Below are 25,875 nucleotides of genomic sequence, written 5' to 3'. Positions count from 1 at the left end.
ATGGCAGGCGTGCGCACACATTTCGACCCGGTCCTGATGGATCCCGACCGGGTATACCAGCTGCTGACCGCCACCGTGGTGCCGCGGCCCATCGCCTGGGTCTCGACCCGGTCCGCGGCCGGGGTGGACAACCTGGCGCCCTACAGCTTCTTCACCATCGCGAGCACGCGGCCGCCGATCGTGCAGTTCTGCTCGGTCGGCCACAAGGACAGCGTCCGCAACGTCGCCGAGACGGGCGAGTTCGTGGTCAACCTCGCCTCGCAGCCGATGCTTGATCAGGTCAATGCCAGCGCGGCCGCGTTCGGCGCAGGCGAGAGCGAGTTCGACAAGCTCGATATCGCCCTCGAGCCCAGCGTGCGCGTCGCCCCGCCGCGGGTGCTGCACGCGCCCGTCAGCGTCGAGTGCGTGCGCGAGCGCATCATCGAGATCGGTGATTCCTACCTCGTGCTCGGCCGGGTGGTGTTCGTCACCGTGAACAGCCGGGCCCTCGATGAGGACGGCTTGCCAGCGAGCCAGGCGCTCGCCCCGCTGAGCCGACTCGGGGGCACCGAGTGGGGCGTGGGGATGGATACGCGCGAGGTGCCGCGGCCAGCCCCGCCAGCAGCGGGCTAGACGGCTACACGGCAGCTGCCGGTCGCTCGGCAAGGATGCGATGGCACCGGTCGAGGCGCTCCAGCCACCACTGCTGCCGCTCGGGGGTGGCCGCGAGGCGCTGCAGCGCGGCAGGTTCCGGGACGGGCCGCTCGGCCCGCATGGTGCCGGCGTTCCAGGCGGGCGGCTCGGCGACATCGTCGAGAAGCAAGCGGGAGGTGGCCAGGCCGCATGCATGAGGCAGCTCGGGCAGCGCCGCCGCGGTCGCGAGACCGGTACCGATGCCCACGGCTGTGTCGATGGCACTGGAGACCACCACGCGCATCCCGGCCGCGGCTAGCTGCTCCGCGATGCCGAGGACCCGGGCGGGGCCACCAAGCGGCGAGACCTTGATGACGGCGATGTCGGCGGCCCGCAGCCGGGCGACCCGCAGCGGATCGGAGGCGCGGCGGATGCTCTCGTCGGCCGCGATGGGCACGTCCACGCGGCCACGCAGGGTCGCGAGCTCCTCGACCGTGCGGCAGGGCTGCTCGGCGTACTCGAGCCCGCCGAACTGCTCGATCGCGGCCGTGGCCTCCTCGACCGTCCACGCTCCGTTCGCGTCGATGCGGACGGTGGGCACGAGCTCGCGCACCGCCGCGACACGGGCGAGGTCATCAGCGAGGACCTGGCCACGCTCGGCGACCTTTACTTTGGCGGTGGCGGCTCCGGGGAACCGAGCGAGCACCGCAGGCACATCGGCGGCGGGCACCGCGGGAATGGTGGCGTTGACGGGGATGGCGGAGCGCAGCGCGCTCGGCGGTGGCTGCCAGGCCGCGGCGATGGCTGCGGACAACCAGGTCGCGGCCTCGTCGTCCGCGTACTCGGGGAACGGGGCGAACTCGCCCCAGCCGTGCGGGCCCTCGATGAGCAGCGCCTCGCGATGCTCGATGCCGCGGAAGCGCACCCGCAGCGGGAGCGACACCACGCGCGCGCTGCCACGAAGCTCGTCGAGTCCAGGCAAGGCAGGTGCGTCCATGCCCGCCACTGTAGGCGGCGGTTCGTGGAGGCGACGGTATTTGGAGGCGGCGTCCATTAGCGCGCGCGGGCGGCCTCGCGCAGCGCGTCCCAGGTAGTGATCTTGCTGCGGGACCGCCCGGTCCCCCGGCCGCCAGTCTTCTCCGCATCGTCGATAGCCCGCCAGCCAGCCAGCCCGATCGCTCCGGGCCGGCGATCCGCGAGCAGTCGGCCAAGCTGCTCCCTCCCCCCGATCGGCCTATCGAGCACCCCCGAGCTCGCATCCGCGACGATCGAGCGCATGGTATCGATGGCATCGGCACGGTTGTATCCCAGCGGCCCGCGCGGACCACGCTTCGCCCAGCCCACCACGTAGGTGCCGCTCATCGCGGCCACGCGACCATGCTCGTGCGCGGCCAATCCGGTGCTGCCCTCGACGGGCAGGCCCGGTGGCGGTCCGGGCTGATACCCCACAGCACGCAGCACCAGTGATGCATCGATGATGCGGTCGCGCGGGGCCTCACCAGGCCGGTGCTCGCGCACCTCGATACCAGTCACATGGTCGTCGCCGAGGATCCGCAGCGGCGTGGTGTGGTACTGGAAACGAACGGTGCGATCGCCCGGGGATGGTTGCCGCTGCGCGTGCTTGCGGGCCACGGCGAGCTTCTGCGCCACCTCCGGCTCGGCCTCTCGCCGCAGCCACTCGCCCGTCGCGTCGTCCACCTCGGTGTCCGCCTGATCGATGAGCACCGATGCCCCGGGGATACTGCCCATGCCGACCAGCTCGGGCAGCGTGAAGGTGGAATCCAGCAGGCCACGGCGCCCCAGTACCAGGACCTCGCGGATGCTGCTGCTGTGCAGCGCCTCGAGCGCGTGATCGGCGATATCGGTGCCGTCGAGCGCTCCGGGGCTGATCGCGAGGATGCGAGCGACATCGAGAGCGACGTTCCCGGTGCCAATGACGACCGCGGTGTCCCCCGCCAGCCGGAATTGGTCGCCCGAGTGATCGGGGTGCCCGTTGTACCAGGCCACGAAGTCGGTGGCTGCCACGCTGCCCGGCAACCCCTCCCCCTCGATGCCGAGCTGCCGCGGCGAGCCCGCGCCCACCGCGTACACCACGGCGTGATGGTGCTCGAGCAGATCCTCGTGCGCCAGATGGTTGCCGACCTCCACAGCGAGATGCAGGCCCAGCGCGGGCTTGCCCAGCAGTGGCGCGAACAACTCCACGATGCGCTGCGTATCGGCGTGATCGGGCGCGATGCCCGCGCGCATCAAGCCGAACGGAGTGGGCAACCGATCGAACAGCTCCACCTCCACCCCGCCGAGGCCGAGCAACTGCTCGGCCAGGTACAGCCCCGCCGGCCCTGTTCCGACGATCGCGACGCGCAAGGGCCCCTGTGCGAATCGCAGCGCGGGCGGGCGCTCCGGTGTCGTCGGCGCCGCGCCATAGGGATGCCGGTCGAAGTACGCGGCATTGATGTCGATGAACGGCTCCTGCTCCACCGGCAGCGAATCCTCCGGGAAGATCGCCGAGACCGGGCACTCATCCACGCACGCGCCGCAATCAATGCACGCATCCGGCTCGATATACAGCATCTCGGCGGTGGCGAACAAGGGGTCCGACAGCGCCGGATGGATGCAATCGACCGGGCACGCCGGCACGCACGAGGCATCATTGCAGCAGGATCGCGTAATGACATAAGCCATCGGACCAGTCCTCACCGTCGCCGGGGGCACTCCCACCCCAGTATGCATCCCACCGCCTATGCTCGGGACCGTGACGTTCAACGAAGCGCTATGGGAACCCGTGCCCGGATTCGACGACCTGACCGACATCACCTACCACCGGCACGTCCGCGATGGAGCCCGCCAGGGCGTGGTCCGCGTCGCGTTCGACCGCCCCGAAGTACGCAACGCGTTCCGCCCGCACACCGTCGACGAGCTGTACCGCGTCCTCGACCATGCCCGCATGTCCGGCGACGTCGGCGTCGTCCTGCTCACCGGCAACGGCCCCAGCGCCAAGGACGGCGGCTGGGCCTTCTGCTCCGGCGGCGACCAGCGCATCCGCGGCCGCACCGGTTACCAGTACGCCAGCGGCGACACCGCCGATACCGTCGACAAGGCCCGCGCCGGACGCCTCCACATCCTCGAGGTGCAACGCCTCATCCGCTTCATGCCCAAGGTCGTCATCTGCCTCGTCAACGGTTGGGCCGCGGGCGGCGGGCACAGCCTCCACGTCGTCTGCGACCTCACCCTCGCTAGCCGCGAGCACGCCCGGTTCAAGCAGACCGACGCCGACGTCGGCAGCTTCGACGCCGGCTACGGATCCGCCTACCTCGCCCGCCAGACCGGCCAGAAGAACGCCCGCGAGATCTTCTTCCTCGGCCGCGCCTACACCGCCGACGAGATGCACCGCATGGGCGCCGTCAACGCCGTCATCGACCACGACCAGCTCGAGGACACCGCCCTCGAATGGGCCGGCGAGATCCTCGGCAAGTCCCCCACCGCCATCCGGATGCTCAAGTTCGCGTTCAACGCCGTCGACGACGGCCTCGTCGGCCAGCAGATCTTCGCCGGCGAGACCACCCGCCTCGGCTATATGACCGACGAAGCAGTCGAAGGACGCGACGCTTTCCTCGAGAAGCGGGCGCCCGACTGGTCCCCGTTCCCCTGGTACTACTGACGCCCTAGCTGACCCCGATTTCCTGCGAGCACGAGGAGGCTGGCCCCATGGACATCCTGAGCAGCCGCATCATCCTGCGACCCCGCGACCCTGCCGCCACGCTGCGGTTCTACCAGGACGTCCTGGGGCTAGCCACCTACCGCGAGTACCCCGGCGGCACCGTCCTCTTCGCCGGACAAAGCCTCATCGAGATCGCCGCCCACGGGCACGACGCCAGTGCGGGAACATTCGGCGGTGCCCTTTGGCTCCAGGTCCGGTCGCTGACCGACACCACCCGGCAGCTCGAGGAGCGCGGCGCCGAGATCACACGCGAAGCCCGCACCGAACCGTGGGGCCTCATCGAGATGTGGACCACCGACCCCGACGGCACGCCCATCGTGCTCGTCGAGATCCCCAGCGACCATCCCCTGCGCCGCGACCAGCGGCCCCCCGCGAGCACCGCCACCTGAACCGCCATACTTAAGCCATGAGCGGTCCGCGACTCTTCGGCGAATGGCTGCCGAAGCGAGAGATGGAGCGACTGCTCGCGCTCGGCAAGTCACTGCGCCCACCCGTGCCCACCACCCCCGGGCAACTCCTCGAGCTCATCGTGCGCATCGCCACCGACCGGCTCGTCGGCAGGCGCCTCACCCTCCGCACCGGCAACACCGACGTCTCCTTCACCCCCGTCGAGATCAGCAGCAACCTCCGCACGCTTGATCTCGCCACCGGCGCGCTCAGCGAGCTCCGCGTCACCGCCAACCATGTCCGATGGCAATCCACCACCCTCCACCAGGTGCAAGTGATCTGCCGCGACGTCAGGCTCCGCTCGCTGCCAGCCCCCTACCTCGTCGCCGGACGCGTCGACCTCCGCCTCACCGTCACCAGCACGGCGGTGCACCACTGGGTCAAGCAGGTCGCCCCCGACATCGATGTCGCCATCACCGACCGCGGCCGCATCCACGCCCGATGGGCCCGCCACCCCCTGCTCGGCCACATCGAGCTCCGCGCCACCGCCGGCGAATCCGTCATCTACCTCGACCCCGTCGGCATCCACCTCTGGCAACGCAGCCTGCCCATCGCGCACCGCATCCGGCCCTTCGCCGTCACCGTCCCCGACCTGCCCCACGGCCTCCGGCTCACCAGCATCGACACCGGCCCGGGCGAGCTCATCCTCCACGGCGTCACCGACCGCGCCCGCGAGCGCCTCGCCATGATCTCGCTCACCGAGATGCTCGCCCTCGTCACCCGGCTCGTCGACCAGATCACGGGGTGAGGGGCTTCGCGGGGGCTGGGGGTCGCGGGGGGCGCGTGCGTGCGGGCGCGCGAGCGTGCGGGCGTGCGGGCGTGCGGGCGTGTGGGCCCCGACTGCCCCGCGAGTGGAAACTTTGCCCACCTCAACCAGGAGAATTTTCCACTGGTGGGGCGGGGCGCCTTGGCGAGGCGGGAATGCCTTCGACCTCGCCACACGGATCCCCGAGCACCGGCAGGTCAAAGCTTGCGGAGTCACGTATCTTCGTCACGAGTAGCGATGGCAACAGGATGGTCGCGCGGGGCTCCATCCATTGCGGTCAAGCGCCTACGTGATCGGCGAGGGCATGAGAATGCACCGTATCCAGCTTCGAAAGGGAATGTTCATGGATGATCCGCAGCAAACCGGTCCCGCTGATACGGACAATGTCGGCGCGGAGGATACGGCCGAGGAGAACGCCAGCAAGTCGCTGGCACTGCTCGACAAGGCCATCGCTGCTGCCGATTCGCTCATGCTCAAGCGAGTCGAGCGCCTGCGGGCCAAGCACCCCGAGGCCAGTGCTGATCAGTTGGTGAAGAAGCTGGAGACCACGTTCATGTCCGCGGTAACAGCCAGCGGTGCAGCTACCGGCGGCGCTGCGGCAGTCCCAGGAGTCGGCACGGCCGCTGCGCTGGCCATGACGGCCGGGGATACCAGCTGGTTCATGACGGCCTCAGCGGCGCACGTCCTGGCGGTGCTTCGCGTGCATGGCATTGAGCTTGACGACCTCGAGCACCAGAAGGCCGTCGTGCTCACCGTGTTGGCAGGCGGAAGCGGATCGGTCTTCGCTTCCAAAGCAGCGGGACGGACGGGCGCTCACCTGGGAAAGCTGCTCACCAATTCGGTACCGCTGACAACGATTCGTTCGATCAACCGCGTGCTTGGCTACAACTTCGTCACCCGCTACGGCACACGCCAGGGAATCCTTGTCATCGGTAGAGTCGCTCCTTTCGGGATCGGGGCAGCGATCGGCGCCGGTGGCAACCTGGTCTTCGCCAAGGGCGTGGTGAAATCCACCCGTTTCGCTGCCGATACCGCCCGAAACCTCTAGCCACCGCGGCGAGTGGAAACTCTCCCCGCCTCAACCGGTAGAAGTTTCCACTGGCGGGTCCGGGCACCCCACGCAGCGAGGCCGGGCGCCCCACTGGCGGGTCCGGGCGCCCCACTGGCGGGTCCGGGCGCCCCCAGGTCGCCAAAGCCTCTACCCTTCCCGCCCACGCGGGTAGCGGGCGGGGAGCAGGCGGGCGCGGAGCACGGCGCAGGCGAAGATGACGGCGATGCTGTCGGGTTTTTCTTCGCCGGGGTGGAGGATGCCGAGCGCCTCGAGCTCGTGGCGGTGCTTGCCGAGGGCGCGGGCGGCGGCCCGAACGGGTGCTTCGCTGATGCCGTCGTGCCAGCCTTCCTCGGTGAGCAGGGCGTCGGCGAGGAAGTGCGCGTTCATGGTGGTGGCGCCGCGGGCGGTGCTGGCGAGGGAGATCATGAGTGCTTCGGCGATGACGGCCTCGGGCGTGTAGCGGGTTCCGATCCAGTCGTGGACGAGGGTGTCGAGCACGTCGTCGATGGAGAGGTTTCGGGCCCGTGCCCGAAGGGCGGTGCGTCCGTGGGCGCGGTGGACGATCCCTAGGCGTTGCAGGACGAGGCGGAGCTGGCGCTCGTTGTCGGTCTCGGCGGCGCGCGTGTAGTCCTCCCCGACATCCTGCAGGTAGCGATACGCGGTCCGCGCGGCGTGGAGGGGGACGATCCGGGCGGCGTGGATCATGCTGGCGAGCTCGTCGTAGAGGGCCGCGCGGGTTGGCGAGAGGGTGGACCATAGGTCGATGCGGCAGTCGAGCAAGTCATCGAGCAGAGTGTGCCCGTCGCGGCCGGTGGCGAGGACGGAGGGGGTGATCGATTCGCGGTGGGGCAGGCTGAGGGTGGCTCGTCCGGTCGTGGCAACGCCGTCGGTGATCGTGGCGACCTCGAGGGTGGCGGCGATGCGGTCGACGATGTCGAGCTCGCTGATGGTGCAGATCGGCTGCCAGGAGACGATGCGGGTGTCGGGCGGCGCTACGCCGGATGCGTGCATGTGCGCGCGGAAGTTGGTTTCCCATGTCTCGTCGGTCTCGATGGCAAGCAGGGCGCGGGTCTCGTCGCTGCGGGCGATGGCGGCGTAGCGGGCGAGGCCGATGCGGTCGAGGAGGTCCGCGAGGGCCTGGCTGCGTGCCCAGGCCCGCTCGATGCCGAGGTCGAGGCGCCGGATGGTGGCCCAGCAGTACTGCTGCACGCTCGCCTGGATGGGTCCACCAGGAGGAGAGAGCGCGACGAGCTCGTGCCATGCGGATTCGGCGTCCGCTGCGATGGCGGGGTCATCAGCATCGAGCGCGCTGATGGCTGCCGCGACTGACTCGTCCACATACCCAATGTATCGCTGCGAGCACCGGCTGTCCCCCCGGCGAATGCCAGCACGCGCAGGGGATGGCAGCATCATGGCCATGACCGCTCCCGTTGCGCTGCCAGTTCCTGCGGGATCCGGGGTGCTGGGCATACTGGATGATCTCGCGGCGGCGCTCTCGGGGAGCGCGACCTGGCTTCCCGTTCCGCTGGATGATGAGCGGGAAGCGTCGCGGATTCAGGACGCGATGGCCGGGCACGTGCTTCCCACGGACCAGCACACCGCCTTCGTTGTCGCAACCTCCGGGACCACGGGCATCCCGAAGGGCGCGATGCTCTCGCCCCTAGCGCTGCATGCCAGCATCGCGAGCACGCACGCAAGGCTCGGCGGGCCAGGCCGGTGGCTGCTCGCCCTGCCGCCGCATCATGTCGCGGGGTTACAGGTGCTGCTGCGGAGCCTGGTCGCGGGGACCACGCCAGAGGTGCTCGACGTGACGAGAGGGTTCTCCACCGAGGCTTTCGCCGAGGCGACGGAACGGATGCTGGCCGGACCTGGGCCCTGCTACACCTCGCTGGTGCCGGGCCAGGTGCGCAAGATCCTCGAGGACGCCCGTGCCCGCGCCGCCCTCATCGGGCTCGACGCCGTTCTCGTCGGTGGGGCCGCGCTGCCACATTCCGTGCGGGACGCGGCACTGGCAGCGGGCGCGCCCCTCGTGCGGACCTACGGGATGAGCGAGACCTGCGGCGGCTGCGTCTACGACAGCATCCCGCTCGACGGCGTGAAGACCCGCATCGACGATGGCCGGATCATCCTCGGCGGCGCCACTCTCGCGCACGGCTATCTCAACGCGCCCGGCCACCCCGCGTTCGCCGAGCCTGGCTGGTTTCGCACCGACGACGCCGGCGAGCTCAATGGCGGCCTGCTCACGGTGACCGGCCGCCTCGATGAGGCGATCACCAGCGGTGGCCTCACCGTGGTCCCGCAAGTGGTCGAGCGTGCCCTCGGCACGCATCCCGCGATCGCCGAGTGCGCGGTGGTGGGCATCGATGATGAGCAGCTCGGACAGCGCGTCGCCGTGGCGGTCCTCGTTCGCCCGGGCCTGCCGGAGCCCACTCTCGAGCAGGTGCGCGCGCATGTGGCAGGGCAGCTCGGGGCGCACGCTGCTCCCCGCGAGCTCCACATCGTGACAGCCCTCCCCCACCGTGGACCGGGCAAGATCGACCGGCGCGCGCTCCGCGAGCAGCTCGCTGGTGAGAGTCCGCAGCAAACGCGATAGAAACCGCCGAAATCCCCGGTCGGCTTCTATCGCGTTTACCAGTTTCCGGTGCTTTTGCGGCCAGGCAGGCGCCGGGCAGGCGCCAGGCAACCGCCCCGCAGCCGCGAGGCACCGCCGCCTGCCCCGCGCGCCCAAGCTGCGCCCTGTCGGCCAATGCTGATTAGATCAGGGCATGGCATCGGTAGCTGAATGGATCGAGGGGGCGCGCCCGCGCACGCTCCCCACCGCGCTGGCCCCCGTGATCGCAGGGACCGGCGCGGCCGGGGCGGCAGGAAGCATCGTGTGGTGGAAGGCCCTGCTTGCACTCGTCGTCGCGGTAGCGCTGGTCCTCGGCGTGAATTTCGCCAACGACTATTCCGATGGCATCCGTGGCACCGACGACGATCGCGTCGGCCCCATGCGACTGGTCGGTTCTGGCGCCGCGGATCCTGCGCTGGTCAAGAAGGTCGCGTTCGCCTGCTTCGGGGTCGCGATGCTGGCCGGGCTCGTGCTCGCCGCCACGACGGCCTGGTGGATCGTGCTCGTGGGGCTGCTGTGCGTAGCGGGAGCATGGTTCTACACCGGCGGATCCCGCCCCTACGGCTACCTGGGCTATGGCGAGGTGGCGGTGTTCGTGTTCTTCGGGCTCGTCGCGGTCCTCGGCACCGAGTTCGTGCAGACCGGCTCGGTGACGCTCGCCGGGCTGTGGTGCGCGATCGGCATCGGCTCGCTGACCACGGCGGTGCTCGTAGCGAACAATTTGCGGGATATCCCCACCGATGAGGTGGCGGGCAAGGTGACGCTCGCGGTGCGCCTCGGGGATCGCCGCACCCGGCGGCTGTACCTGGCCCTCGTGCTCGTGCCGTTCCTGCTGTGCCTGCCGCTCGCTCTGCAGCATCCCGGCGCGCTCCTCGGCCTTGTCGCGATCCCCATGGCGCTGCGTGCCTACATCCCCGTGCGCTCCGGCGATACCGGGCTGGCGCTGATCGGGACGCTGCGCGACACTGGCCTGGCGCTGCTCGGCTGGGCGATCCTCGTCACCGTAGGGCTCAATGCCGGGTGAGTGCCGGTCCGCAACTGTCGAAAGGGAACCCTTCCATGCTGCTCACCGCTGCTGTCGGCGCGCTGCTGCTGCTCCTGCTGGTCACCGAGTTCATCGCCGTCGTCGCGGTCGGCGCGTACGCCTTCTCGCTCGGGGGCTCCGATGCGACGGGCGCAGCGATCGCGATCGCTGCTGTGCTGCTCATCGGGGTGCTGTGGTGGGCATACGCCTCGCCGCGGTCCTACTACGATCTCCCGCCCGCCCGCATCCTCGTCAAGCTCGCTCTGCTCGCCGCGGCCACCTATTCGATCTGGATGCTGTGGGGAGCAACATGGGGAATCGCGTTCGCGGCGGCGTGGATCGTGGTGCACCTGCTCGCGGAGTCACCGATCCTCCCCGCGAGCGAATAGCGGGGCCAGGCCCCTCAAGGCCCGGCCCCGCTCACATCAGGACGTGCTCACATCAGGACGTGCTCAGGAACGATCGGGAACGATCATGCCGAGCACGAGGTTGACGATCGCGATCAGCAAGCCTCCCAGGAACGCCGCCCAGAACCCTGCGATGAGAAGGCCGAAGTCGAAGTAGCTGGTGATCCACTCGGTCAGCAGCAGCATGAACGCGTTGATGACCAGCAGGAACAAGCCCAGGGTGATGATGATCAGCGGCAGGGACAGCAGTTTGATCACCGGCTTGATCAGCATGTTGATCAGCGTGAAGATGGCGCCGATCGCCACGATGAACAGCACGTTCTCGGTCGTGGTCTCGCCGGGCGTGTAGAGGTCGATGCCCGTGATCCACTCGGCAGCGAGCCAGATCGCGAAGGAGTTAATCGCCAGGGTCAGCAGGAAGATCATGGCCCCATCGTGGCATGCTGCTGGCCGATTCGCCCGGTCCAGTCGGGAGCATCACACGGTGACGCGGGCTCCCGGCAGTGTCCATGAGCCCGTGGGGTGGGGTGCCCGGCGCACGGGCGAGCAACCCTGCTGTGAATCTAGCGGGCGGCAAAAGCACCGGAAACTGGTAAACGCGATAGAAGCCGACCTGGGTCTTCCGCGGCTTCTATCGCGTTTGCGGCCCGCGAGCCGCCAAGCGAAGGCGAGCGGCCCGCGAGCCCCAAGCGCCGGCGAACCGCGCCCCAAGCCACGAACCACCCCGCTACTCCGCCGCGACCGCGCTGAGGATGTCCATCCGCCCAGCCCGCCACGCGGGGACGAGCGCACCGGCGAGCGCGAGCGTCAGCGCGGCGAGGGCATAGAACCCCGCCATGGGCACGATCTCGAAGTTGATGCTCACCGCGGTGGTGCCCGAGAGCGCGACGGTGGCGAGGTAGTGCAGCGCGCCACCGAAGAGCAGCCCGAGGAAACCGCCGACGATGCCGACCGCGACGGCTTCCACCAGCACCGTGCGCGCGATGAAGCGTCGGCTCGCGCCCATGGCTCGCAGCACGCCGAGCTCGCGGCGGCGGTCGAGAACCGACAGCATGAGGGTGTTGAGCAGGGCAACGGCCGCGACGAGCGCGACGATCCACTGCACGCCCACCGCGAGAGCCCCGGCCTGCTCGGTGGCGCCCCGGGCCGCGCCATACGCCTCGGCGCCGGTCTCGAGGAACAGCCCGGCCGGGAGTTGCTCGCGAACCGCGGCGATCACTGCCGCGGCATCGGCGCTGTCAGCCACCTGGACTTCGAGGAAGGTCGCCCCTGGCCGCTCGTACCATTGCTGCATCATCGGCAGCGGCATCGCGAGCATCCCGGATCCCACCGAGAGGTAGTCGATGACGCCGATGATCGGCGCGGAGCGGGCGCCGCTGGGCGTGGCGAGCTCGACGGTATCGCCGGTATCCAGCCCGATCTGACGGGCTAGCTGCCGGGACAGGACGATGCCCTCGCCCCGGTGCAGGGCTTGCCGCAGCGATTCGTCCATGGCGCGCACGGCCGGCGCGGTGGTGCCCGGCGTGGCCCCGAGCACCATCGCTTTGAGCGGCGCTCCCTCGGGATTGCTGAGGTTGGCATAGGCCCACTGCCCCTCGGTAACGCTGCCGATGCCGCGTGCCTGCTCGAGCAACTCGTAGGCTGCCGCGGGCACGACCGGACCGGCGGGGACGACGTCGACGGGCGTGGTGGAGAGGTAGAAGTCGGCGTCGGCGAGGGGCGCGACGAGGTCGCCGGAGGAATCGACGAGGTGGCGCATGGATCCGGTGGTCGATACCGCGACCGCGACGGCGATCATGACCGTCACCGCGGTGGCCCAGACCCGGCGGGGGGCGCGGGACGCGGACTCGGAGGCAAGCCTGCCGGGCGCTCCGCCGCGCAAGGCCAGCCACGCGGTGGCCCCGCTGATCCCACGGATCACGCCGTAGCACAGGGCCAGTCCTCCGGCGGCGAACAGGGCGCTCGCGACGAGGGCGCGGCGATCCTCGAACTGGAACGCCATTGCCAGCGCGAGCAGCATGATCGCGATCCCGCCGAGCGCGGCCGTCCTGGTCCAGGGCTGGTGATCGCCCTCCGCGGTGATGACATCGGCGGGCTGGAGTGCCTCGACCGGTGCCACGGCGAACACTTGCCGCGCGGCGACGGCGGATGCTGCCACGCTGGCGAGGATGCACAGCAGGACCGCGATGATGGGCGCGTACCACTGCACCGCGAAGGTGATCTCGGTGCTGAACGATTGCAGCAGCACGGGTGGTATCCGGCCGACGGCGAGGCTTCCCATGAGCGCGCCGAGGGGGACGCCGAGCACGCCGCCGACAGCGCCAAGGAAGGCGGCCTCGCCGATGAGTCCGCGGACGATGGTGCCGCGCCGCGCGCCGACCGCCCGGAGCGTCGCGATGGCGGGCCTGCGCTGGGCGACCGTCATGTTCATCGAGTTGAAGACGAGGAAGGCGGCGACGACGAGGCCGATCATCGCGACGATGAGGGTCGAGTCGCGGGTGAGGGCGATGGCCGAGCCGGCCTGGGCGGTGCGGAATCCTGGTTCGGCAACAAGCGCCTCGCCATCGATGGCCTGCTCGATGCGCTCGCGGGTAGCGGCCGCATCGGCGCTGGGCTCGAGCAGGACGAACACGGAATCGAGGATGCCGTCGCGGCCCGCGAGGCGCTGCGCCACAGGGAGGGCAGTGACCAGGAAGTTTCCGCCGTTGATCGCGGCCGCGCTGGGCGTGCCGAGCACGTCGATGACGGTAGCGGTGCCCCCGGGCAGCTCGATCTGATCACCTGCGCTGGCGCCGATCCCGGGGCCAGCGAGCACTCCCCCTGCGAGGAGGTCGGCGGGCGCGGCATCGAGGCCCTCGGCGATCATGCTGCCGAGCCGGTCGGCACTGGCATCGCTGCCGAAGAGCAGGGTTGTTCCACTGTCGGCCGTCGCGACGGGGGTCCAGACCATCGGCACCGCCGCATCGACCCCGTCGACGGCGCGCACCCTGCCGACAACGGTGCCGTCGAACCCGGTATCGGTGATGGCAGTGATCTCGAGGTCGGCATCGCCGGCGACGGTGGCGGACAGGTCGCCCACTGATCCGGTGAGGGACCCGTAGGTGGAGAGCACGGAAACGATCAGCGCGGAGGAGACCGCGATGACGGCCGTGGAGATCGCGGCGCGCACCGGTCGTGCCGATAGCTCGCGCAGGTGCAGCAGCCACCATCGGTCGAGGTGGGCGCGGAGGCTAGCCATCGGCGTTCTCGAGGCGCCCGTCGCGCATCGTGAGGACGCGGTCGGTGCGATCGGCGGCGGAACGGTCGTGGGTGACCATCACGACGAGCCGGTTGGTGCCACTGTGCGCGATGTCGGTGAGCAGGTCGAGGACGCCGCTGCCGGTGCGGGAGTCGAGGTTGCCGGTGGGTTCGTCGGCGAGGATGACCGGTGGGTCGTTGATGAGGGCGCGGGCGATGGCGACGCGCTGCATCTGCCCGCCGGAGAGCTCAGCGGGCCGGTGCTCCACGCGGTCGGCGAGCCCCACCCGTTGCAGCAGCGCGATCGCGTCGTCGCGGGCGGTGGAGAGGGCCTGTCCGTCGAGGAGCCGGGGCACGGCCACGTTCTCCCAGGCAGTGAGGGTGGGCAGGAGGTTGAAGAACTGGAACACAAACCCGATGTGGTGGCGGCGGAACTCGGCGAGCTGGGTGTCGCTGTAGGCGCCGATGTCCTGGCCGCCGACGGTGACCGTGCCCGAGGTCGGGGTGTCGAGCCCGCCCATCAGGTGGAGCAGGGTGCTCTTGCCCGCTCCGGACGGGCCGACGATGGAGACGAATTGCCCTCCGGCGAGGTCGAGATCGACACCGTCGAGGGCGCGCACGATCTCCTCGCCAAGCCGGTACTCGCGCACCACCTCGTGGAAGCGCACTGCCGGATCGTTGCCGCTGCTGGTCATGCGTGCCGCTCCCCCGTTGTCCGCTCCCCCGTTGTCCACTGTCCTGTCGCGAGGAAGTGCTCGATCGCCTCGGTGGGCCTGGTGAGATCGAGGCCTTCCCGCGCTATCCAGTCGTCGTCGAAGTAGGTGCCCGCGTACCGGTCCCCGCCGTCGCACAGCAGCGTGACGACGCTGCCGCTGCGTCCCTCGGCGATCATCCGGGAGATCAGCGCGAAGGCCCCCCACAGGTTCGTGCCAGTCGATCCGCCGACGGGGCGGCCGAGTTGGCGGGAGGCGAACCGCATGGCCGCGATGGAGGCGGCGTCGGGGACGCGGATCATGTGATCAACGACCTCGGGCACGAAGGATGGCTCCACACGTGGCCTGCCGATGCCCTCGATGCGTGATCCGCACGTCTCGGTCAGGCCTCGTTGCCCGGTGGCCCAGGCGTCGAGGAACACCGAATGCTCGGGATCGACCACGCACAGCCGGGTGGCGTGCCGCTTGTACCGCAGGTAGCGGCCCATCGTGGCGCTGGTGCCTCCCGTGCCCGCCCCCACGACGATCCAGTCCGGCACAGGGTGCTCCTCGAGCTCGAGCTGCTGGAAGATGGATTCGGCGATGTTGTTGTTGCCCCGCCAGTCGGTGGCCCGCTCGGCGTTGGTGAACTGATCGAGGTAGTGCCCGCCGCAGGCCTCGGCGAGGCGTTGCGCCTCGCGGTAGATCTCGCCGGGCTCGGAGACGTAGTGGCATTCGCCGCCCTGTGCCTCGATCAGCGTGATCTTCGACGGGCTTGTGGTAGCGGGCATGACGGCGACGAAGCGCAGCCCGAGCAATCGCGCGAAGTATGCCTCGGAGACGGCGGTCGAGCCGGAGGATGCCTCGATGACGGTGGAGCGCTCGTGGATCCACCCGTTGCACAGGCCGTAGAGGAACAGCGATCGCGCGAGGCGATGCTTGAGGCTGCCGGTGATGTGGGTGGACTCATCCTTGAGGTAGAGCTGGACGCGCGCCGCGGAGCCGGGCCACTGCTCGGGCAGCGGATAGCGCAGGAGGTGAGTATCGGCGCTGCGCTGCGCATCAGCCTCGATGAGGCGCACCGCGTTGTCCGCCCAATCCCGGTCGCGGTCAGCGGGCGATGGTGGGTCTTCAGCGCTCGGTGGGGTCACTGCCCGCCCGTATCGCCCCGTTGCGCGCCACGTAGCCGTTCCTCGAGGTCCGCGCGTTGCTGGCGGCGCTGGGAGTCCACGGCAGCAATGCCCTCGTTGATGCGCTGGCGCAGAGGCTTGAACAGCACGAACGACAAGGGCATGGCGATCAGGACCGCGAAGAGGAGCGCGACGAGGAGGTACACCTGGACCCCGACGAGCATGCCACCGCCGACGATGACACCGGCGATGAGGGCCGCGAGGAGGAGCCTCGCGAGGGTGAACAGGATGATGTCGCGCACGAGGGTGCCCTTGGTGTGCTGGCGCTGCGGCGATGCCTGGGGTGATGATGACGAGGTGCTCACGGATCAAGGCTACCGAGTACTGGGCCGGGCGCTCGGCCCGCCACCGGTCATGGACCTCGAGGGCCATGGCGCGGAGCCTCTCCGGGTGCGGGGAAAATGCCCGCTTAGTCCCTTACTTCCGCATTACCAACATCGTACTGTTCGAGTACCTGGCCCCCTCGGTGCCACTATTGATCAAAGTTCATCCGGTCACAAACCGAAGGAGCACGGAAATGACTGTCGTTGGATTCGAAACCAATGAGCGACTGCTCACCCCGGGGCAGGTTGCCTCACTGTTCAGCGTCGACCCGAAGACCGTGTCCCGCTGGGCGCTCGCCGGTCGGCTCGGATCCCTGCGCACCCCGGGTGGACACCGTCGATTCCGCGAGTCCGAGGTCCGGGAGCTGCACGCCCGGCTGACCTCCGAGGCGCACCGCTGACCCCACGCCCGCACCCGGGCTAGGGCCTTCCTGGCCCGGAAGGCAGCGCACCGCTACTCTCGTAAGGAGAAGGAGGTGCGTCATGCTGTGGATCCTGGCCATTGTGGGGCTGATCCTGCTCACTGTGCTATTGTGGCGCGCTTTCGGACCCACCTTGCTCGGGCGTACGGATAACACTCCACGAGCGGTCGGCCCGGATGATGATCCCGATTTCCTGTGGCGGATCAAGAGGGACTTGAGCAAGGAACGTCCCGCCGACCCGAAGAGCGAGAGCGACGAAGCCTAAGGGCTCGGCAATTCGGGCAGGAAGCCCGAGCGATGTCATGCGCCCTGCACAAGAAGGCGGTGGAGGGCTTGCGCTCGCCACCGCTTTCGCATGTCCGGCTAGTGGTGCCGCGCCGCACTATATCGAGGATTGCGCCATAGTTGATTGTTGTGACCGCCCTGCATGTCATACGCGTGTTCTGCGACGAATCCGGCCAATACGGCAACCTCCTCGCGGTCGTGCTTGACGGCGCCCAGGTCCCGGCGCCGCGCCGACAGCAGATCGCGGCGGAGCTGGGTTTCTCCGAGACGGTGTTTGTCGATGACCGAGCCACTGGGCGCGTGCACATCTTTACCCCCGCCGGCGAGCTACCACTAGCGGGCCACCCGCTGGTGGGCACAGCGTGGCTACTCGCTCACGAAGGCAGCCCGGTCACACAGCTGAACCCGCCGGCCGGGCCCATCCCAACCTGGACCGAAGGCGAGCAGGTGTGGATACAGGGACCGCTGTCGGCCGCACCACCGTGGCGGCGCAACCAGCTCCCTGACGCGGGCGCGGTCGAGGCGATGGTCGGGCCGCCCAGCCCGGGGCACGATGCTGACCAGTTCTGGGCATGGATCAACGAGGACGCCGCGACGGTGCGAGCGCGGGTTTTCGCCAACCGGTACCGCGTCCATGAGGACGAGGCCTGCGGGTCTGCGTCGATGCTCCTTGCCCACGACCTGGGGCGCGCCATCCTGATCCACCATGGCAAAGGGTCTATCGTGTCCGCCCGCCCGGGGCCCAACGGCACAGCCGAGGTCGGGGGCCGCGTCGCGCTCGACCACATACGGCACCTGCCATGATTCAGGCGCTTCTCCGTGCGCTCTTGTGACAACCTCGGCTGAGCCGGCCTAGGCGGGCCCTGCTGTGCCGCCCGCTCCGCCGGTGCCGGCATAGCCAGTATTGCCGGCCCCCACGTTGTTGTCGCCCACGTTGTTGTCGCCCACGTTGCCACCGGTTCCGAGCAGCAGACCGCCACTACCGCCGTTCCCACCGACGCCTCCGCCGTCACCACCATGGCCGCCATTGCCTAGCAAGAGTCCAGCCGCACCGCCGTGGCCACCGGCGAATCCGGCACCGCCGTTGCCGCCGTGACCACCGTGGCCGAAGAGCGCGCCGCCCGTTCCGCCGTGACCGCCGGGGCCATCGGCACAGTGTCCGCCGTTGCCGCCATTGCCTTGGAGGAGGCCACCTGGCTGCCCGTTCTCGCACGGGCCGCCATGCGCCCCGTCGCCGAATAGCCTGGGCGTGTTCACGAGGATGCGAAGGGAGTCACCAAGAGCCGACGGTGCGAATGAGGCTGTGTTGCTGCCGACATTGGTCCCGGAGGTGGTGATGGGTGCGAAGCCGGGCCCACCGACGGGAGTAGCGCCAGCCGCGCTCGCGAATCCACCCACCGCAAGCGACGCGACACTGACCGCCACGGCTGCTCCGGCAAACCGCCCTCGAAGACTGAAGAGGCGCCTGCTGTTCATGATCACCCTCGAGTGCTCAGGAGGCATGGCGGCCCGGTGTCGCCACGGAGAGCCCGCTGAATTGCACTGCGGATCCAATATTAGTCCCGATCAGCGGGCTTCGATACGGTCTGTCCTGCCCAGTTCGCGCAGGCTGTCGACTCTCAATCTGGACGCGATGACCCATCGCGGAGAGCGGGTGGCGATGGGCGAGGCTACCCCTTGCGGGCGCTACCGAAGCCGCTCGCCAAGGTCGCCGCGAGCTCCATCAGCGCGACCTTCGTGGCGGGGCGCAACCGCTCCATATCGATCTCCGCGCCCTCCTCGAGATGCGGATCGAATGGCAGCATCCGCACGGCGCGACTGCGCTTGCTGAAGTGCTCCACCACCTTGTCGAGATCCACCTTGCCTGCCTTGGGCCGGGCGGCATTGATGACGGTGATCGACCTCGCGACGAGGTCGGCGTGGCCGTGGGCCTCGAGCCAGTCCATCGTTGCCGATGCGCTGCGTGCCCCGTCGACGGACCCCGAGCTGACGATGATCAAGGCGTCGGCGCTATCGAGCACTCCTGACATCGCCGAGCGCATCAGCCCGGTGCCGCAGTCAGTGAGCACGAGGTTGTAGAAGCGCTCGAGGACATCGAGGACATCGCGATAGTCCGTCGCGCTGAAGGCCTCCGAGACCGCGGGATCAGTATCGGAGGCAAGCACCTCAAGACGGCTCGCTGCCTGTGAGGTAAAGGCCCGCACATCGCTGTAGCGCTGGATCTCGGCACCCTCGCGGAGCAGGTCGCGCACGGTGGCGTCCGTGCCGAGCGGCAGCTTGTTGCTCAAGGTGCCCCGGTCCGGGTTCGCGTCCACCGCGATTACCCTGTCGCCACGAAGGGACGCGAATGTCGAGCCGACAGCTGCGGTCACCGTGGTCTTGCCCACGCCGCCCTTGAGGCTCAGCACGGCGATCTTGTGGCAGCCGTACAGCGAGCCCCGGATCTCCGTGGTCAGCTCAGCAAGGCGGGCTTCCTTCCTGCCATCACCGAGATTCACCGATCCACCGGTGCAGGAATAGACGGCCTTGCGCCAGCCGCGCCGCGGCGCTGGCTTGACCGGCTTGAGCAGGACCTCGCTGGAGAGATCCCACGAGTTCAGGCTGCCCGAGGATGCACCGGGGCCGCCAAAGAGCTCTGTGGTGGCAGCCCGCTTGGCCCCGGCACCGTTGCTGGCCGCGGCTGGGGCGGACTTCGGTGCTGCTGGCGCCGGCTCGGCCTGGTCCTCGGACCAGATGCCGTTGCTGTGCTCCTGCATTGGATCGTTCTTGTACGCATGGCTGACCTGACTGGTCATCGCCACCTCCCCCTGAAGCGCGCGAACTGACTGATGATAGGGACAATCCCCCGATTGTCCACCGCTATTGAGTAAGCACCATCCCGCGGCGCCGCGCAACCCCCGCGATCGAGCCTCCCATATCGTGAGAATGTAGCGGGCAGGTGGTCCGCCTGGCCCCCAGCCCGCGCGAATCCCGCCAACGAGCCCCCGGACCCGCTGCGTGCTACCGTTTCCCAGTGAGCACCATAGCGCTGTTATCCCTGGTGGGAGGCCTAGTTCTTCTCGTTGGCGGCGGAGAACTGCTCGTCCGCGGCGCGACCTCGCTCGCGCACAGCATTGGTATGTCCGCGCTCGTCGTCGGCCTCACCGTGGTGTCCTTCGCAACATCCGCGCCGGAGCTCGCCGTCAGCACCGGTGCCGCGCTGAGCGGATATCCCGGGCTCGCGATAGGCAACGTCGTTGGCTCCAATATCGCCAACATCTTTCTCATCCTCGGCATCGGCGCTCTCATCGCGCCCCTGATCGTGAAGTCCCAGATCATCCGGACAGACATCCCCATCATGATCGGATTCTCGCTGCTGCTCCTCGTCGTCGCGCTCGACGGGTCGATCAGCCGGATCAACGGCATCGTGCTCGTCGTGATGCTCCTCATTTACCTGGCGGTCACCGTGACCGCCACCCGACGTTCAACGAACGGCGAGGAGCACGTCTCGGCCGATGCAGCCCCAGCGCCAGATACCTGGCCCGATGGCGGCACCAGCTCGCGTGGCAAGCAAGCAGCGATGAGCACGCTACTCGTGGTGATCGGCGTGGGACTCCTCGTCGCTGGCGCCCAGCTGCTGGTCAACGGCGCCACCAGCATCGCCGCAGCTTTCGGCCTCAGCGACCTCGTGATCGGCCTCACCGTCGTCGCGATCGGCACCTCGCTGCCGGAACTGGCAACTGCCGTCATCGCCGTGCGCAAGGGCGAGGTGGATCTAGCCGTCGGCAATGTGGTGGGCAGCAACATCTTCAACATCGGCGCGGTCCTCGGCATCACTGCCGTGATCGCGCCCGAGGGGATCGATGTCTCGCCCGGAGCCGTCGGGTTCGATATCCCCATCATGATCGCCGTGGCGCTCGTGCTCCTCCCGGTCGCGTTCACCGGCCTCGCGGTGGCCCGCTGGGAGGGCGGGGTCTTCGTCGCCTTCTACGGCGCCTACCTCGGCTACCTCGTGCTCGATGCCACTGACCACGATGCGCTCGAGCCCTTTGGCGCGACAATGATGTGGTTCGTCATCCCGATTACCGCGTTCTGGCTGGTCCTGCTCGCGGCGCACGAGGGTCGCAAGAGGCTCGCTCGCCGCAGGGAATCCGTGCGGACTTGATCGGCCGCTAGATCTGCTACTGATTGCTCCGCGACACGCCGCGACACGGCCTCGAGAACGAAACATCCACCAGCAGATCCGGCAAATCCCGAGGCCGGGCCGCCGATCAGCGCCACGATGCCGTCAAGCAGAGCCCGCTAGTTCAGCCCGGCGTAGGAGTGCAGGCCCGAGACCACCATGTTGATGAAGAACAGGTTGAACACGATCGCGAGGAAGCCCACCACGTTGATCCATGCCGCCTTGACGTCCCGCCACCCAGCGGTGGCGCGAGCGTGCAGGTACGCCGCGTAGACCACCCATGTCACGAACGACATGGTCTCCTTGGGGTCCCAGCCCCAGAACCGGCCCCACGCTGCCTCGGCCCATACCGCGCCCAGGATGACGCCTAGGCCGAAGATCGGGAACGCCACGATCGTGACGCGGTAGGCGATCCGATCGAGGGTCCGCGCCTCCGGGAGGCGGCTCGCGATGCGGCCGCGCACGCCGCCGGGGCGGGAATCCTCGGCACGCCCCTCGATGAGCGCGTAGCGCACGAGGAACATCAGGCTCGCGACGCCCGAGACGAGGAACAAGCCACTGCCGAGCACGGCGAGGGAGACGTGGATGGGCAGCCAGAACGACTTGAGCGCGGGAACGACCGGCGCGGAGTCCGCGTACAGCACGGTTCCCGCGAGGAACACGAGAGCCACGACGGGCGCGAGGATGAAGATCCAGAGTGGCCGGAGCTCGGGCTTGCGGACGAAGACGAGCCCACCGACGACGGTGGCGAGCACCATTCCGGAAACGAACTCATACATGTTGCCCAGCGGGAACCTGCCCGCGGAGAGGCCGCGCAGCACGATGGAGGCGAGCTGGAACACCGCGCCGAGCATGACGAGCGCGTAGCCCATGCCGCCGAACTTGTCGAACCACGTGCGTTCCGCGGGCCGCGATGGAGCGGTCCGCGATCGACCTGGCGAGCGCGAAGCCCCGGAGGCACCGGCCGCTACCCCGGCGAGCTCGCGTTCCTGCGAGGCCCGCACGCGCGAGGTGGCGTACTGCCCGGCGAACATCACCATGGCCAGCACATAGATGGCGAAGGCAACCTGGAAGGCGCTATCGCTCCAGCGCGCGAGCTCGGGATCCACGTTCATTCGGCACTCCAGTTTCTCGTGTTGCCTGTTGCGCTAGGCTTTCCGGCCATCTCACTGCTCTCGGAAGGGCTCAGCCCAAGCGTCTCGACGAGTTCCTCGAACTCGTTGCCCCACCCGGCCTGATCGGTGCGGGCCAGGCCGCCCATTTCTACTACAGTACGTCGTTCCTCCTCGCCGGGGCCCGCTGGTCCCGAGGCGATGCGGATCCAGACCCTGCGGCGGGTGATCGTCAGCGAAAGCAGCAGGCCCAGCGTCATCGTCACCGCGGCGACGAGCACCCACTTCTGGGCGGGATCATGCGACACCTGCAGCGATACCCATTCCTCCGCGCCATCGAAGCGCACCTCGGTGCCGTCGTCGAGCGTCTCCGACTCCCCCGGGTACAGGTTGACGCGGGCCTCGCGGACGAGTCGCTCCTGCTCGATCATCGACTGGTCGAGCGCGAAGATGCTCTGGGGCCTGCCCGTGTCGAGCCCGGTATCGCCTCGATAGATGTCGATGGCGACGGCAGGGTCGAGCATCGCGGGGAACGCCGAGGTGAGCAACGTGCCGTCAGGGAACGCTGCGGTGGGCGCGAAGAGCCCTTCGAGGGCGATCTGGTTCTTGCGCCGTTCCTCGCTGTCGCCATACAGGCCGCCGGGCGGGTCGAAGCGCAGCGCTCCCGAGCTGAGGAAGGTGGTGGCGTCCTCGGGGGCGAACTGCAACGTCTCGGTGCGCTCCTCGCCGTTGGGGAAGGTCACGGTGAAGGTCGGCGCGAAGCCGTGGCCGATCAGGTAGAGGCGATCGCCCTCGATGCGCAGCGGCTCGTTGACGCGCAGGCGATAGGGCCGCCACGTGCCGGTAACGAGATCCTCGCCCGCCTGGTACTCGATATTGGAGGTGAACATCTCCGCCTGGCCGGTGGGCAGGTAGTCGGCGGTGAAGTCCTTGACGCGGACGCAGAACTGCGCAAGATCGGTGCCATCGACGTCGACGCCCGCGCGGAACGAGTCATACACCGCGGGGCTGCCGCTGCAGAATCCTGGCCCGTCGTCGGCGATGACGATGACCGAGCCCTCGTAGCCGAGGATTCGACCGATGGCCACGGTCGCGAGCACACCGACGAGCGCCACGTGGAAGAGCAAGTTGCCGAGCTCGCGGGAATGGCCGCGCTCCGCCGAGATCTCGATGACGCCGTCCTCGCGACGGATGCTCGTGCGCCATCGCCGCAGCAAGCGCTCGGCCCGGCCAGCCACGTCCTCGGGCGGGCTGCCGGAGGTGCCGAGCGCGTGGCGGGGCAGCCGCGCGAGGTTGCGGGGCACCCGCACGACAGGAGCCCGCATGGCGCGCCAGTGATCAGCGGCGCGCGGCAGGATGCAACCCACCAGCGAGATGAAGAGCAATGCATAGATCGCCGTGAACCAGAAGCTGCTGAAGACGTCGAAGAAGCCAAGCGTGTCAAGGATCGGGCCGATGGTGGGCCTATCCGCGATGTATTGCGCCACCTTCTGCGAATTGAGGCTGCGTTGCGGCAGCAGCGCGCCCGGCACCGCCGCGAGGGCGAGCAGGAACAGCAGCACCAGGGCGGTGCCCATGCTGGTGAGGCTCCGCCACAGGTTCCGTAGCGTGGCCAAGGCCTTGCGTAGCACTCATCCTCCCCATTGGCGGGCGCGCGCTCCTTGGCGGGCGCCTCGATCCCCGTCGATCAATGATTGGTCATCGGTGTGGTGGCCCATCAGATCGGCAGCACCGTGTCGGTGATGAACGCATCGCGCGCCCAGCCGACGAATAGCTCCCACCCGCCCGTGACCAGGGCGACGCCGACAGCGATCAGCATGATTCCGCCGATCATCTGGATCAGTCGCGCGTTGCGGCGCAGCCAGCCGACACCGCGGAGGGCAGCCGTGGATCCGAAGGCCAGGATCACGAAGGGCAGGCCGAGCCCCAGGCAGTACGCGATGATGAGGATCACGCCGCGGGTGGCGGTCGTCCCCTCGGTGCCGGCGGCGAGCGAGATCACTCCGGCGAGGGTCGGCCCCAGGCAGGGTGTCCACCCCAGGCCGAAGATCCCGCCGAGAACAGGCGCGCCGAGCAGGGATGTGAAGCGTCGCGGCGAGAACCGTGCTTCCCGCTGCAGCGCGGGGATCAGGCCGAGGAATACCAGCCCCATGATGATCGTGACGACCCCGCCGACGCGCTGGAGCAGCTCCCGGTTAAGGCTCAGGGCGCCGATCATGCCGAACACGGATGCCGTGGCGAGCACGAACACGACGGTGAACCCGGCCACGAACAGCGCGACCGCCCCGGCCACGCGCCATCGGGTGCGGTCCCGGATCGTGGTGAGAGTCGTCGTTCCTTGTGCTTGCTGGACCGTGGCCGGAGGCGCCTCGGCCCCGACTAGGCCCGCCAGGTAGGACAGGTAGCCAGGCACGAGGGGGATGACGCACGGCGAGGCGAAGGAGACGAAGCCCGCGAGCACCGCGACAACGATCGCGGCGAGCATCGGCCCGGCGACGGCGGTATCGCGGAAGGTTTCGCCGACCGAGGCGGCGAGCAGCACCGTGCTCATTCCGCGGCCACCCGCTCGACCACCGGCTGGAGGTCCTCGGCGAGAAGATCCTTGAGGAACACCGCGGCCACGCGTTGCTCCCGGTCAAGGACCACCGTCATGGGCACCACGCTGGTGGGGATGCCGCGCAGCGCGAGGAGGGTCCGCATGGGCGGATCGTAGATGGAGGGGAAGGTGAAGCCGAAATCCTCGACGAAGTCCTGCGGCTTGTCGATCTGCCGGTCCCGGACGTTGATGCCGATGAGCTGCACGCCCAGATCCTTGGTGCTGTCATAGACCTCTTGCAGCTCGGGCATCTCGGTGCGGCAGGGCGCGCACCACTGCCCCCAGACGTTGAGCACGACCACCTCGCCGGCGTAGTCCGACAGCGCGATGGTCTCGTCGGGCTGCATGAGCGAGGGGCCCGCGATCTCGCCCGCGGTGCCGCGCTCGGCGGGCGGATCGTAGTAGATCTCGGTCTGCCCGCCCGGCGAGACGAAGTTGAAGGTGCCCCCGTAGACAACGGCGTCGTCACCGGAGGAGCAACCCACGAGCAGCGAACCGGCCATGGCTGCGGCGGCAGCCAGGGTCCAGCGTCGCGGAGAGCGGGGTCTCATGCCCCCGTCACCGTAGGATCCGAGGCCCCCGCTGGCTCGGAGTACACGATATCGATCAGCTCGTCCCCCTCGTACACCAGCGAGGTGAGCGACGCCAGTGAGCACTGCCGGTGGCGCGGATCGTGCCAGAGCCGCTGGCCCTGCAGGAACCGCCGCAACGACCACACCGGGAGCTGGTGGCTCACGCACACCGCCTCGTGGCCGGACGCGGCAGCGCGGGCGGTATTGACGGCGGCCAGCATGCGGTGCGCGATCTGCAGGTACGGCTCGCCCCAGGAGGGGGTGAACGGATCGCGCAGCTTCAACCAGTGCCGCGGGCGGCTCAGCGCGCCATCGCCCACCGAGACGCGCAGTCCCTCGAACTGGTTCTCCGCCTCGATGAGGTCCTCATCGGTAGCCACCTGCAGGCCATGCTCCTCGGCGATGGGAGCCGCGGTCTGCTGGGCGCGCAGCAGCGGGGACGCGACGACATGGGTGATGTCATGGCCAGCGAGCGCCTTGCCCACGAGGCGGGCCTGGTCCTGGCCGGTCTCGGAGAGCCGGAAGCCCGGAAGCCGGCCGTAGAGGATGCCGTTGGGGTTATGCACCTCGCCGTGGCGCACGAGATGCACGATCGTCCGGATATCGCCCGAGCGCGCGCTGTCATTGCTGGGATCGGTCACGTCTCAC

The 25,875-nt window shown here is 68.9% G+C and carries 27 protein-coding genes; 13 read left to right on the top strand and 14 right to left on the bottom strand.

The window, feature by feature from the left end:
- Nucleotides 1-612 (top strand): flavin reductase family protein, encoded by a 612-nt coding sequence (locus tag HT102_RS12700; protein WP_192039776.1) that lies wholly within the window; start codon nucleotides 1-3, stop codon nucleotides 610-612.
- 4 nt (nucleotides 613-616) lie between these two features.
- Here HT102_RS12700 and HT102_RS12695 read toward each other — a convergent pair whose 3' ends face one another.
- Together HT102_RS12695 and HT102_RS12690 are read right to left on the bottom strand one after the other, a co-directional pair.
- A complete protein-coding gene (locus HT102_RS12695; protein ID WP_192039775.1) occupies nucleotides 617-1,609 on the bottom strand; it encodes an o-succinylbenzoate synthase in 993 nt (330 codons plus the stop codon).
- A gap of 56 nt (nucleotides 1,610-1,665) precedes the next feature.
- Nucleotides 1,666-3,294 carry a 4Fe-4S binding protein gene (locus HT102_RS12690; protein ID WP_192039774.1) on the bottom strand — a complete coding sequence of 543 codons (1,629 nt, stop codon included), beginning with the start codon at nucleotides 3,292-3,294 and terminating at the stop codon, nucleotides 1,666-1,668.
- Between the two features lie 58 nt (nucleotides 3,295-3,352).
- Between HT102_RS12690 and HT102_RS12685 the strand changes: the two genes are divergently transcribed.
- From HT102_RS12685 to HT102_RS12670, 4 genes are all read left to right on the top strand, one after another.
- Entirely contained in the window at nucleotides 3,353-4,270 is a 918-nt protein-coding gene (locus HT102_RS12685) for a 1,4-dihydroxy-2-naphthoyl-CoA synthase (RefSeq protein ID WP_192039773.1), read from the top strand.
- Nucleotides 4,271-4,317: 47 nt separating this feature from the next.
- The gene (locus HT102_RS12680; RefSeq protein ID WP_192039772.1) at nucleotides 4,318-4,719 is read left to right on the top strand and encodes a VOC family protein; all 402 of its coding nucleotides are present in this window, start codon (nucleotides 4,318-4,320) and stop codon (nucleotides 4,717-4,719) included.
- Between the two features lie 17 nt (nucleotides 4,720-4,736).
- The gene (locus HT102_RS12675; RefSeq protein ID WP_192039771.1) at nucleotides 4,737-5,525 is read left to right on the top strand and encodes an LmeA family phospholipid-binding protein; all 789 of its coding nucleotides are present in this window, start codon (nucleotides 4,737-4,739) and stop codon (nucleotides 5,523-5,525) included.
- Between the two features lie 307 nt (nucleotides 5,526-5,832).
- Nucleotides 5,833-6,591, top strand: a complete 759-nt coding sequence (locus HT102_RS12670) for a hypothetical protein (protein ID WP_333473427.1) — start codon at nucleotides 5,833-5,835, stop codon at nucleotides 6,589-6,591.
- Nucleotides 6,592-6,741: 150 nt separating this feature from the next.
- Here HT102_RS12670 and HT102_RS12665 read toward each other — a convergent pair whose 3' ends face one another.
- Nucleotides 6,742-7,932: a hypothetical protein gene (locus HT102_RS12665; protein ID WP_192039770.1), complete on the bottom strand. Its 1,191-nt coding sequence runs from the start codon at nucleotides 7,930-7,932 to the stop codon at nucleotides 6,742-6,744.
- A gap of 79 nt (nucleotides 7,933-8,011) precedes the next feature.
- Between HT102_RS12665 and menE the strand changes: the two genes are divergently transcribed.
- The 3 genes from menE (at nucleotide 8,012) to HT102_RS12650 (ending at nucleotide 10,618) form a co-directional block, all read left to right on the top strand.
- Nucleotides 8,012-9,187 carry an o-succinylbenzoate--CoA ligase gene (gene menE / locus HT102_RS12660; RefSeq protein ID WP_192039769.1) on the top strand — a complete coding sequence of 392 codons (1,176 nt, stop codon included), beginning with the start codon at nucleotides 8,012-8,014 and terminating at the stop codon, nucleotides 9,185-9,187.
- 172 nt (nucleotides 9,188-9,359) lie between these two features.
- Nucleotides 9,360-10,229, top strand: a complete 870-nt coding sequence (locus HT102_RS12655; RefSeq protein WP_192039768.1) for a 1,4-dihydroxy-2-naphthoate polyprenyltransferase — start codon at nucleotides 9,360-9,362, stop codon at nucleotides 10,227-10,229.
- A gap of 35 nt (nucleotides 10,230-10,264) precedes the next feature.
- Nucleotides 10,265-10,618, top strand: coding sequence for a DUF2568 domain-containing protein (locus HT102_RS12650; RefSeq protein ID WP_192039767.1), 354 nt, complete (start codon nucleotides 10,265-10,267; stop codon nucleotides 10,616-10,618).
- Between the two features lie 63 nt (nucleotides 10,619-10,681).
- Here HT102_RS12650 and HT102_RS12645 read toward each other — a convergent pair whose 3' ends face one another.
- The 5 genes from HT102_RS12645 to HT102_RS12625 form a co-directional block, all read right to left on the bottom strand.
- Nucleotides 10,682-11,062 (bottom strand): phage holin family protein, encoded by a 381-nt coding sequence (locus HT102_RS12645; RefSeq protein ID WP_192039766.1) that lies wholly within the window; start codon nucleotides 11,060-11,062, stop codon nucleotides 10,682-10,684.
- 301 nt (nucleotides 11,063-11,363) lie between these two features.
- Entirely contained in the window at nucleotides 11,364-13,874 is a 2,511-nt protein-coding gene (locus HT102_RS12640) for an FtsX-like permease family protein (protein ID WP_192039765.1), read from the bottom strand.
- Nucleotides 13,867-14,568, bottom strand: coding sequence for an ABC transporter ATP-binding protein (locus HT102_RS12635; RefSeq protein WP_192039764.1), 702 nt, complete (start codon nucleotides 14,566-14,568; stop codon nucleotides 13,867-13,869). The genes HT102_RS12640 and HT102_RS12635 overlap by 8 nt, the downstream gene beginning before the upstream one ends.
- Complete coding sequence (cds1, locus tag HT102_RS12630) at nucleotides 14,565-15,716, bottom strand: L-cysteine desulfhydrase Cds1 (RefSeq protein ID WP_192039763.1); 1,152 nt, start codon at nucleotides 15,714-15,716, stop codon at nucleotides 14,565-14,567. The genes HT102_RS12635 and cds1 overlap by 4 nt, the downstream gene beginning before the upstream one ends.
- The gene (locus HT102_RS12625; protein ID WP_192039762.1) at nucleotides 15,713-16,060 is read right to left on the bottom strand and encodes a DUF4229 domain-containing protein; all 348 of its coding nucleotides are present in this window, start codon (nucleotides 16,058-16,060) and stop codon (nucleotides 15,713-15,715) included. Before HT102_RS12625 ends, cds1 begins: the two co-directional genes overlap by 4 nt.
- 212 nt (nucleotides 16,061-16,272) lie before the next feature.
- On the opposite strand from HT102_RS12625, the gene HT102_RS12620 reads away from it, so the two are divergent.
- The 4 genes from HT102_RS12620 to HT102_RS16190 all read left to right on the top strand — a co-directional run bounded on the left by HT102_RS12620 (nucleotide 16,273) and on the right by HT102_RS16190 (nucleotide 18,027).
- Nucleotides 16,273-16,479 carry a BldC family transcriptional regulator gene (locus tag HT102_RS12620; RefSeq protein WP_192039761.1) on the top strand — a complete coding sequence of 69 codons (207 nt, stop codon included), beginning with the start codon at nucleotides 16,273-16,275 and terminating at the stop codon, nucleotides 16,477-16,479.
- A gap of 82 nt (nucleotides 16,480-16,561) precedes the next feature.
- On the top strand, nucleotides 16,562-16,765 hold the full coding sequence (locus HT102_RS12615; protein ID WP_192039760.1) for a hypothetical protein: 204 nt from the start codon (nucleotides 16,562-16,564) through the stop codon (nucleotides 16,763-16,765).
- 149 nt (nucleotides 16,766-16,914) lie between these two features.
- Nucleotides 16,915-17,589, top strand: coding sequence for a PhzF family phenazine biosynthesis protein (locus tag HT102_RS12610; RefSeq protein ID WP_192039828.1), 675 nt, complete (start codon nucleotides 16,915-16,917; stop codon nucleotides 17,587-17,589).
- A 252-nt stretch (nucleotides 17,590-17,841) separates the two neighbouring features.
- Nucleotides 17,842-18,027: a hypothetical protein gene (locus HT102_RS16190; RefSeq protein WP_192039759.1), complete on the top strand. Its 186-nt coding sequence runs from the start codon at nucleotides 17,842-17,844 to the stop codon at nucleotides 18,025-18,027.
- Between the two features lie 428 nt (nucleotides 18,028-18,455).
- Here the strand turns inward: HT102_RS16190 and HT102_RS12600 are convergent, their stop codons facing one another.
- Nucleotides 18,456-19,580 (bottom strand): MinD/ParA family ATP-binding protein, encoded by a 1,125-nt coding sequence (locus HT102_RS12600; RefSeq protein ID WP_225443606.1) that lies wholly within the window; start codon nucleotides 19,578-19,580, stop codon nucleotides 18,456-18,458.
- Nucleotides 19,581-19,798: 218 nt separating this feature from the next.
- Here HT102_RS12600 and HT102_RS12595 point away from each other — a divergent pair, with 218 nt between their 5' ends.
- On the top strand, nucleotides 19,799-20,929 hold the full coding sequence (locus HT102_RS12595) for a calcium/sodium antiporter (RefSeq protein WP_192039758.1): 1,131 nt from the start codon (nucleotides 19,799-19,801) through the stop codon (nucleotides 20,927-20,929).
- A 137-nt stretch (nucleotides 20,930-21,066) separates the two neighbouring features.
- On the opposite strand, the gene ccsB is transcribed toward HT102_RS12595, so the two are convergent.
- The 5 genes from ccsB to HT102_RS12570 all read right to left on the bottom strand — a co-directional run bounded on the left by ccsB (nucleotide 21,067) and on the right by HT102_RS12570 (nucleotide 25,868).
- Entirely contained in the window at nucleotides 21,067-22,062 is a 996-nt protein-coding gene (gene ccsB, locus HT102_RS12590; RefSeq protein WP_192039757.1) for a c-type cytochrome biogenesis protein CcsB, read from the bottom strand.
- Complete coding sequence (gene resB / locus HT102_RS12585) at nucleotides 22,059-23,636, bottom strand: cytochrome c biogenesis protein ResB (protein WP_192039756.1); 1,578 nt, start codon at nucleotides 23,634-23,636, stop codon at nucleotides 22,059-22,061. The genes ccsB and resB overlap by 4 nt, the downstream gene beginning before the upstream one ends.
- A gap of 140 nt (nucleotides 23,637-23,776) precedes the next feature.
- A complete protein-coding gene (locus tag HT102_RS12580; RefSeq protein ID WP_192039755.1) occupies nucleotides 23,777-24,610 on the bottom strand; it encodes a cytochrome c biogenesis CcdA family protein in 834 nt (277 codons plus the stop codon).
- A complete protein-coding gene (locus tag HT102_RS12575) occupies nucleotides 24,607-25,206 on the bottom strand; it encodes a TlpA disulfide reductase family protein (protein ID WP_192039754.1) in 600 nt (199 codons plus the stop codon). The genes HT102_RS12580 and HT102_RS12575 overlap by 4 nt, the downstream gene beginning before the upstream one ends.
- Nucleotides 25,203-25,868, bottom strand: coding sequence for a histidine phosphatase family protein (locus HT102_RS12570; RefSeq protein WP_192039753.1), 666 nt, complete (start codon nucleotides 25,866-25,868; stop codon nucleotides 25,203-25,205). The genes HT102_RS12575 and HT102_RS12570 overlap by 4 nt, the downstream gene beginning before the upstream one ends.
- Between the last annotated feature and the right edge of the window lie 7 nt (nucleotides 25,869-25,875).

The organism is Lolliginicoccus lacisalsi (genome assembly GCF_014841105.1).
Lineage (GTDB): Bacteria > Actinomycetota > Actinomycetes > Mycobacteriales > Mycobacteriaceae > Lolliginicoccus > Lolliginicoccus lacisalsi.
The sequence above is the reverse complement of the archived record's forward strand: the minus strand, read 5'-3'. Positions and strand labels throughout refer to the sequence as shown.

Coding starts and splice junctions, on each gene's coding strand:
- HT102_RS12575 (WP_192039754.1), bottom strand. CDS start 25,206: ATGAGACCCCGCTCTCCGCGACGCTGGACCCTGGCTGCCGCCGCAGCC.
- HT102_RS12680 (WP_192039772.1), top strand. CDS start 4,318: ATGGACATCCTGAGCAGCCGCATCATCCTGCGACCCCGCGACCCTGCC.
- HT102_RS12580 (WP_192039755.1), bottom strand. CDS start 24,610: ATGAGCACGGTGCTGCTCGCCGCCTCGGTCGGCGAAACCTTCCGCGAT.
- HT102_RS12700 (WP_192039776.1), top strand. CDS start 1: ATGGCAGGCGTGCGCACACATTTCGACCCGGTCCTGATGGATCCCGAC.
- HT102_RS12645 (WP_192039766.1), bottom strand. CDS start 11,062: ATGATCTTCCTGCTGACCCTGGCGATTAACTCCTTCGCGATCTGGCTC.
- HT102_RS12600 (WP_225443606.1), bottom strand. CDS start 19,580: ATGACCAGTCAGGTCAGCCATGCGTACAAGAACGATCCAATGCAGGAG.
- HT102_RS12615 (WP_192039760.1), top strand. CDS start 16,562: ATGCTGTGGATCCTGGCCATTGTGGGGCTGATCCTGCTCACTGTGCTA.
- HT102_RS12685 (WP_192039773.1), top strand. CDS start 3,353: ATGCTCGGGACCGTGACGTTCAACGAAGCGCTATGGGAACCCGTGCCC.
- HT102_RS12675 (WP_192039771.1), top strand. CDS start 4,737: ATGAGCGGTCCGCGACTCTTCGGCGAATGGCTGCCGAAGCGAGAGATG.
- HT102_RS12635 (WP_192039764.1), bottom strand. CDS start 14,568: ATGACCAGCAGCGGCAACGATCCGGCAGTGCGCTTCCACGAGGTGGTG.
- ccsB (WP_192039757.1), bottom strand. CDS start 22,062: ATGAACGTGGATCCCGAGCTCGCGCGCTGGAGCGATAGCGCCTTCCAG.
- HT102_RS12695 (WP_192039775.1), bottom strand. CDS start 1,609: ATGGACGCACCTGCCTTGCCTGGACTCGACGAGCTTCGTGGCAGCGCG.
- HT102_RS12690 (WP_192039774.1), bottom strand. CDS start 3,294: ATGGCTTATGTCATTACGCGATCCTGCTGCAATGATGCCTCGTGCGTG.
- resB (WP_192039756.1), bottom strand. CDS start 23,636: ATGGGCACCGCCCTGGTGCTGCTGTTCCTGCTCGCCCTCGCGGCGGTG.
- HT102_RS12650 (WP_192039767.1), top strand. CDS start 10,265: ATGCTGCTCACCGCTGCTGTCGGCGCGCTGCTGCTGCTCCTGCTGGTC.
- HT102_RS12640 (WP_192039765.1), bottom strand. CDS start 13,874: ATGGCTAGCCTCCGCGCCCACCTCGACCGATGGTGGCTGCTGCACCTG.
- HT102_RS12620 (WP_192039761.1), top strand. CDS start 16,273: ATGACTGTCGTTGGATTCGAAACCAATGAGCGACTGCTCACCCCGGGG.
- menE (WP_192039769.1), top strand. CDS start 8,012: ATGACCGCTCCCGTTGCGCTGCCAGTTCCTGCGGGATCCGGGGTGCTG.
- HT102_RS12655 (WP_192039768.1), top strand. CDS start 9,360: ATGGCATCGGTAGCTGAATGGATCGAGGGGGCGCGCCCGCGCACGCTC.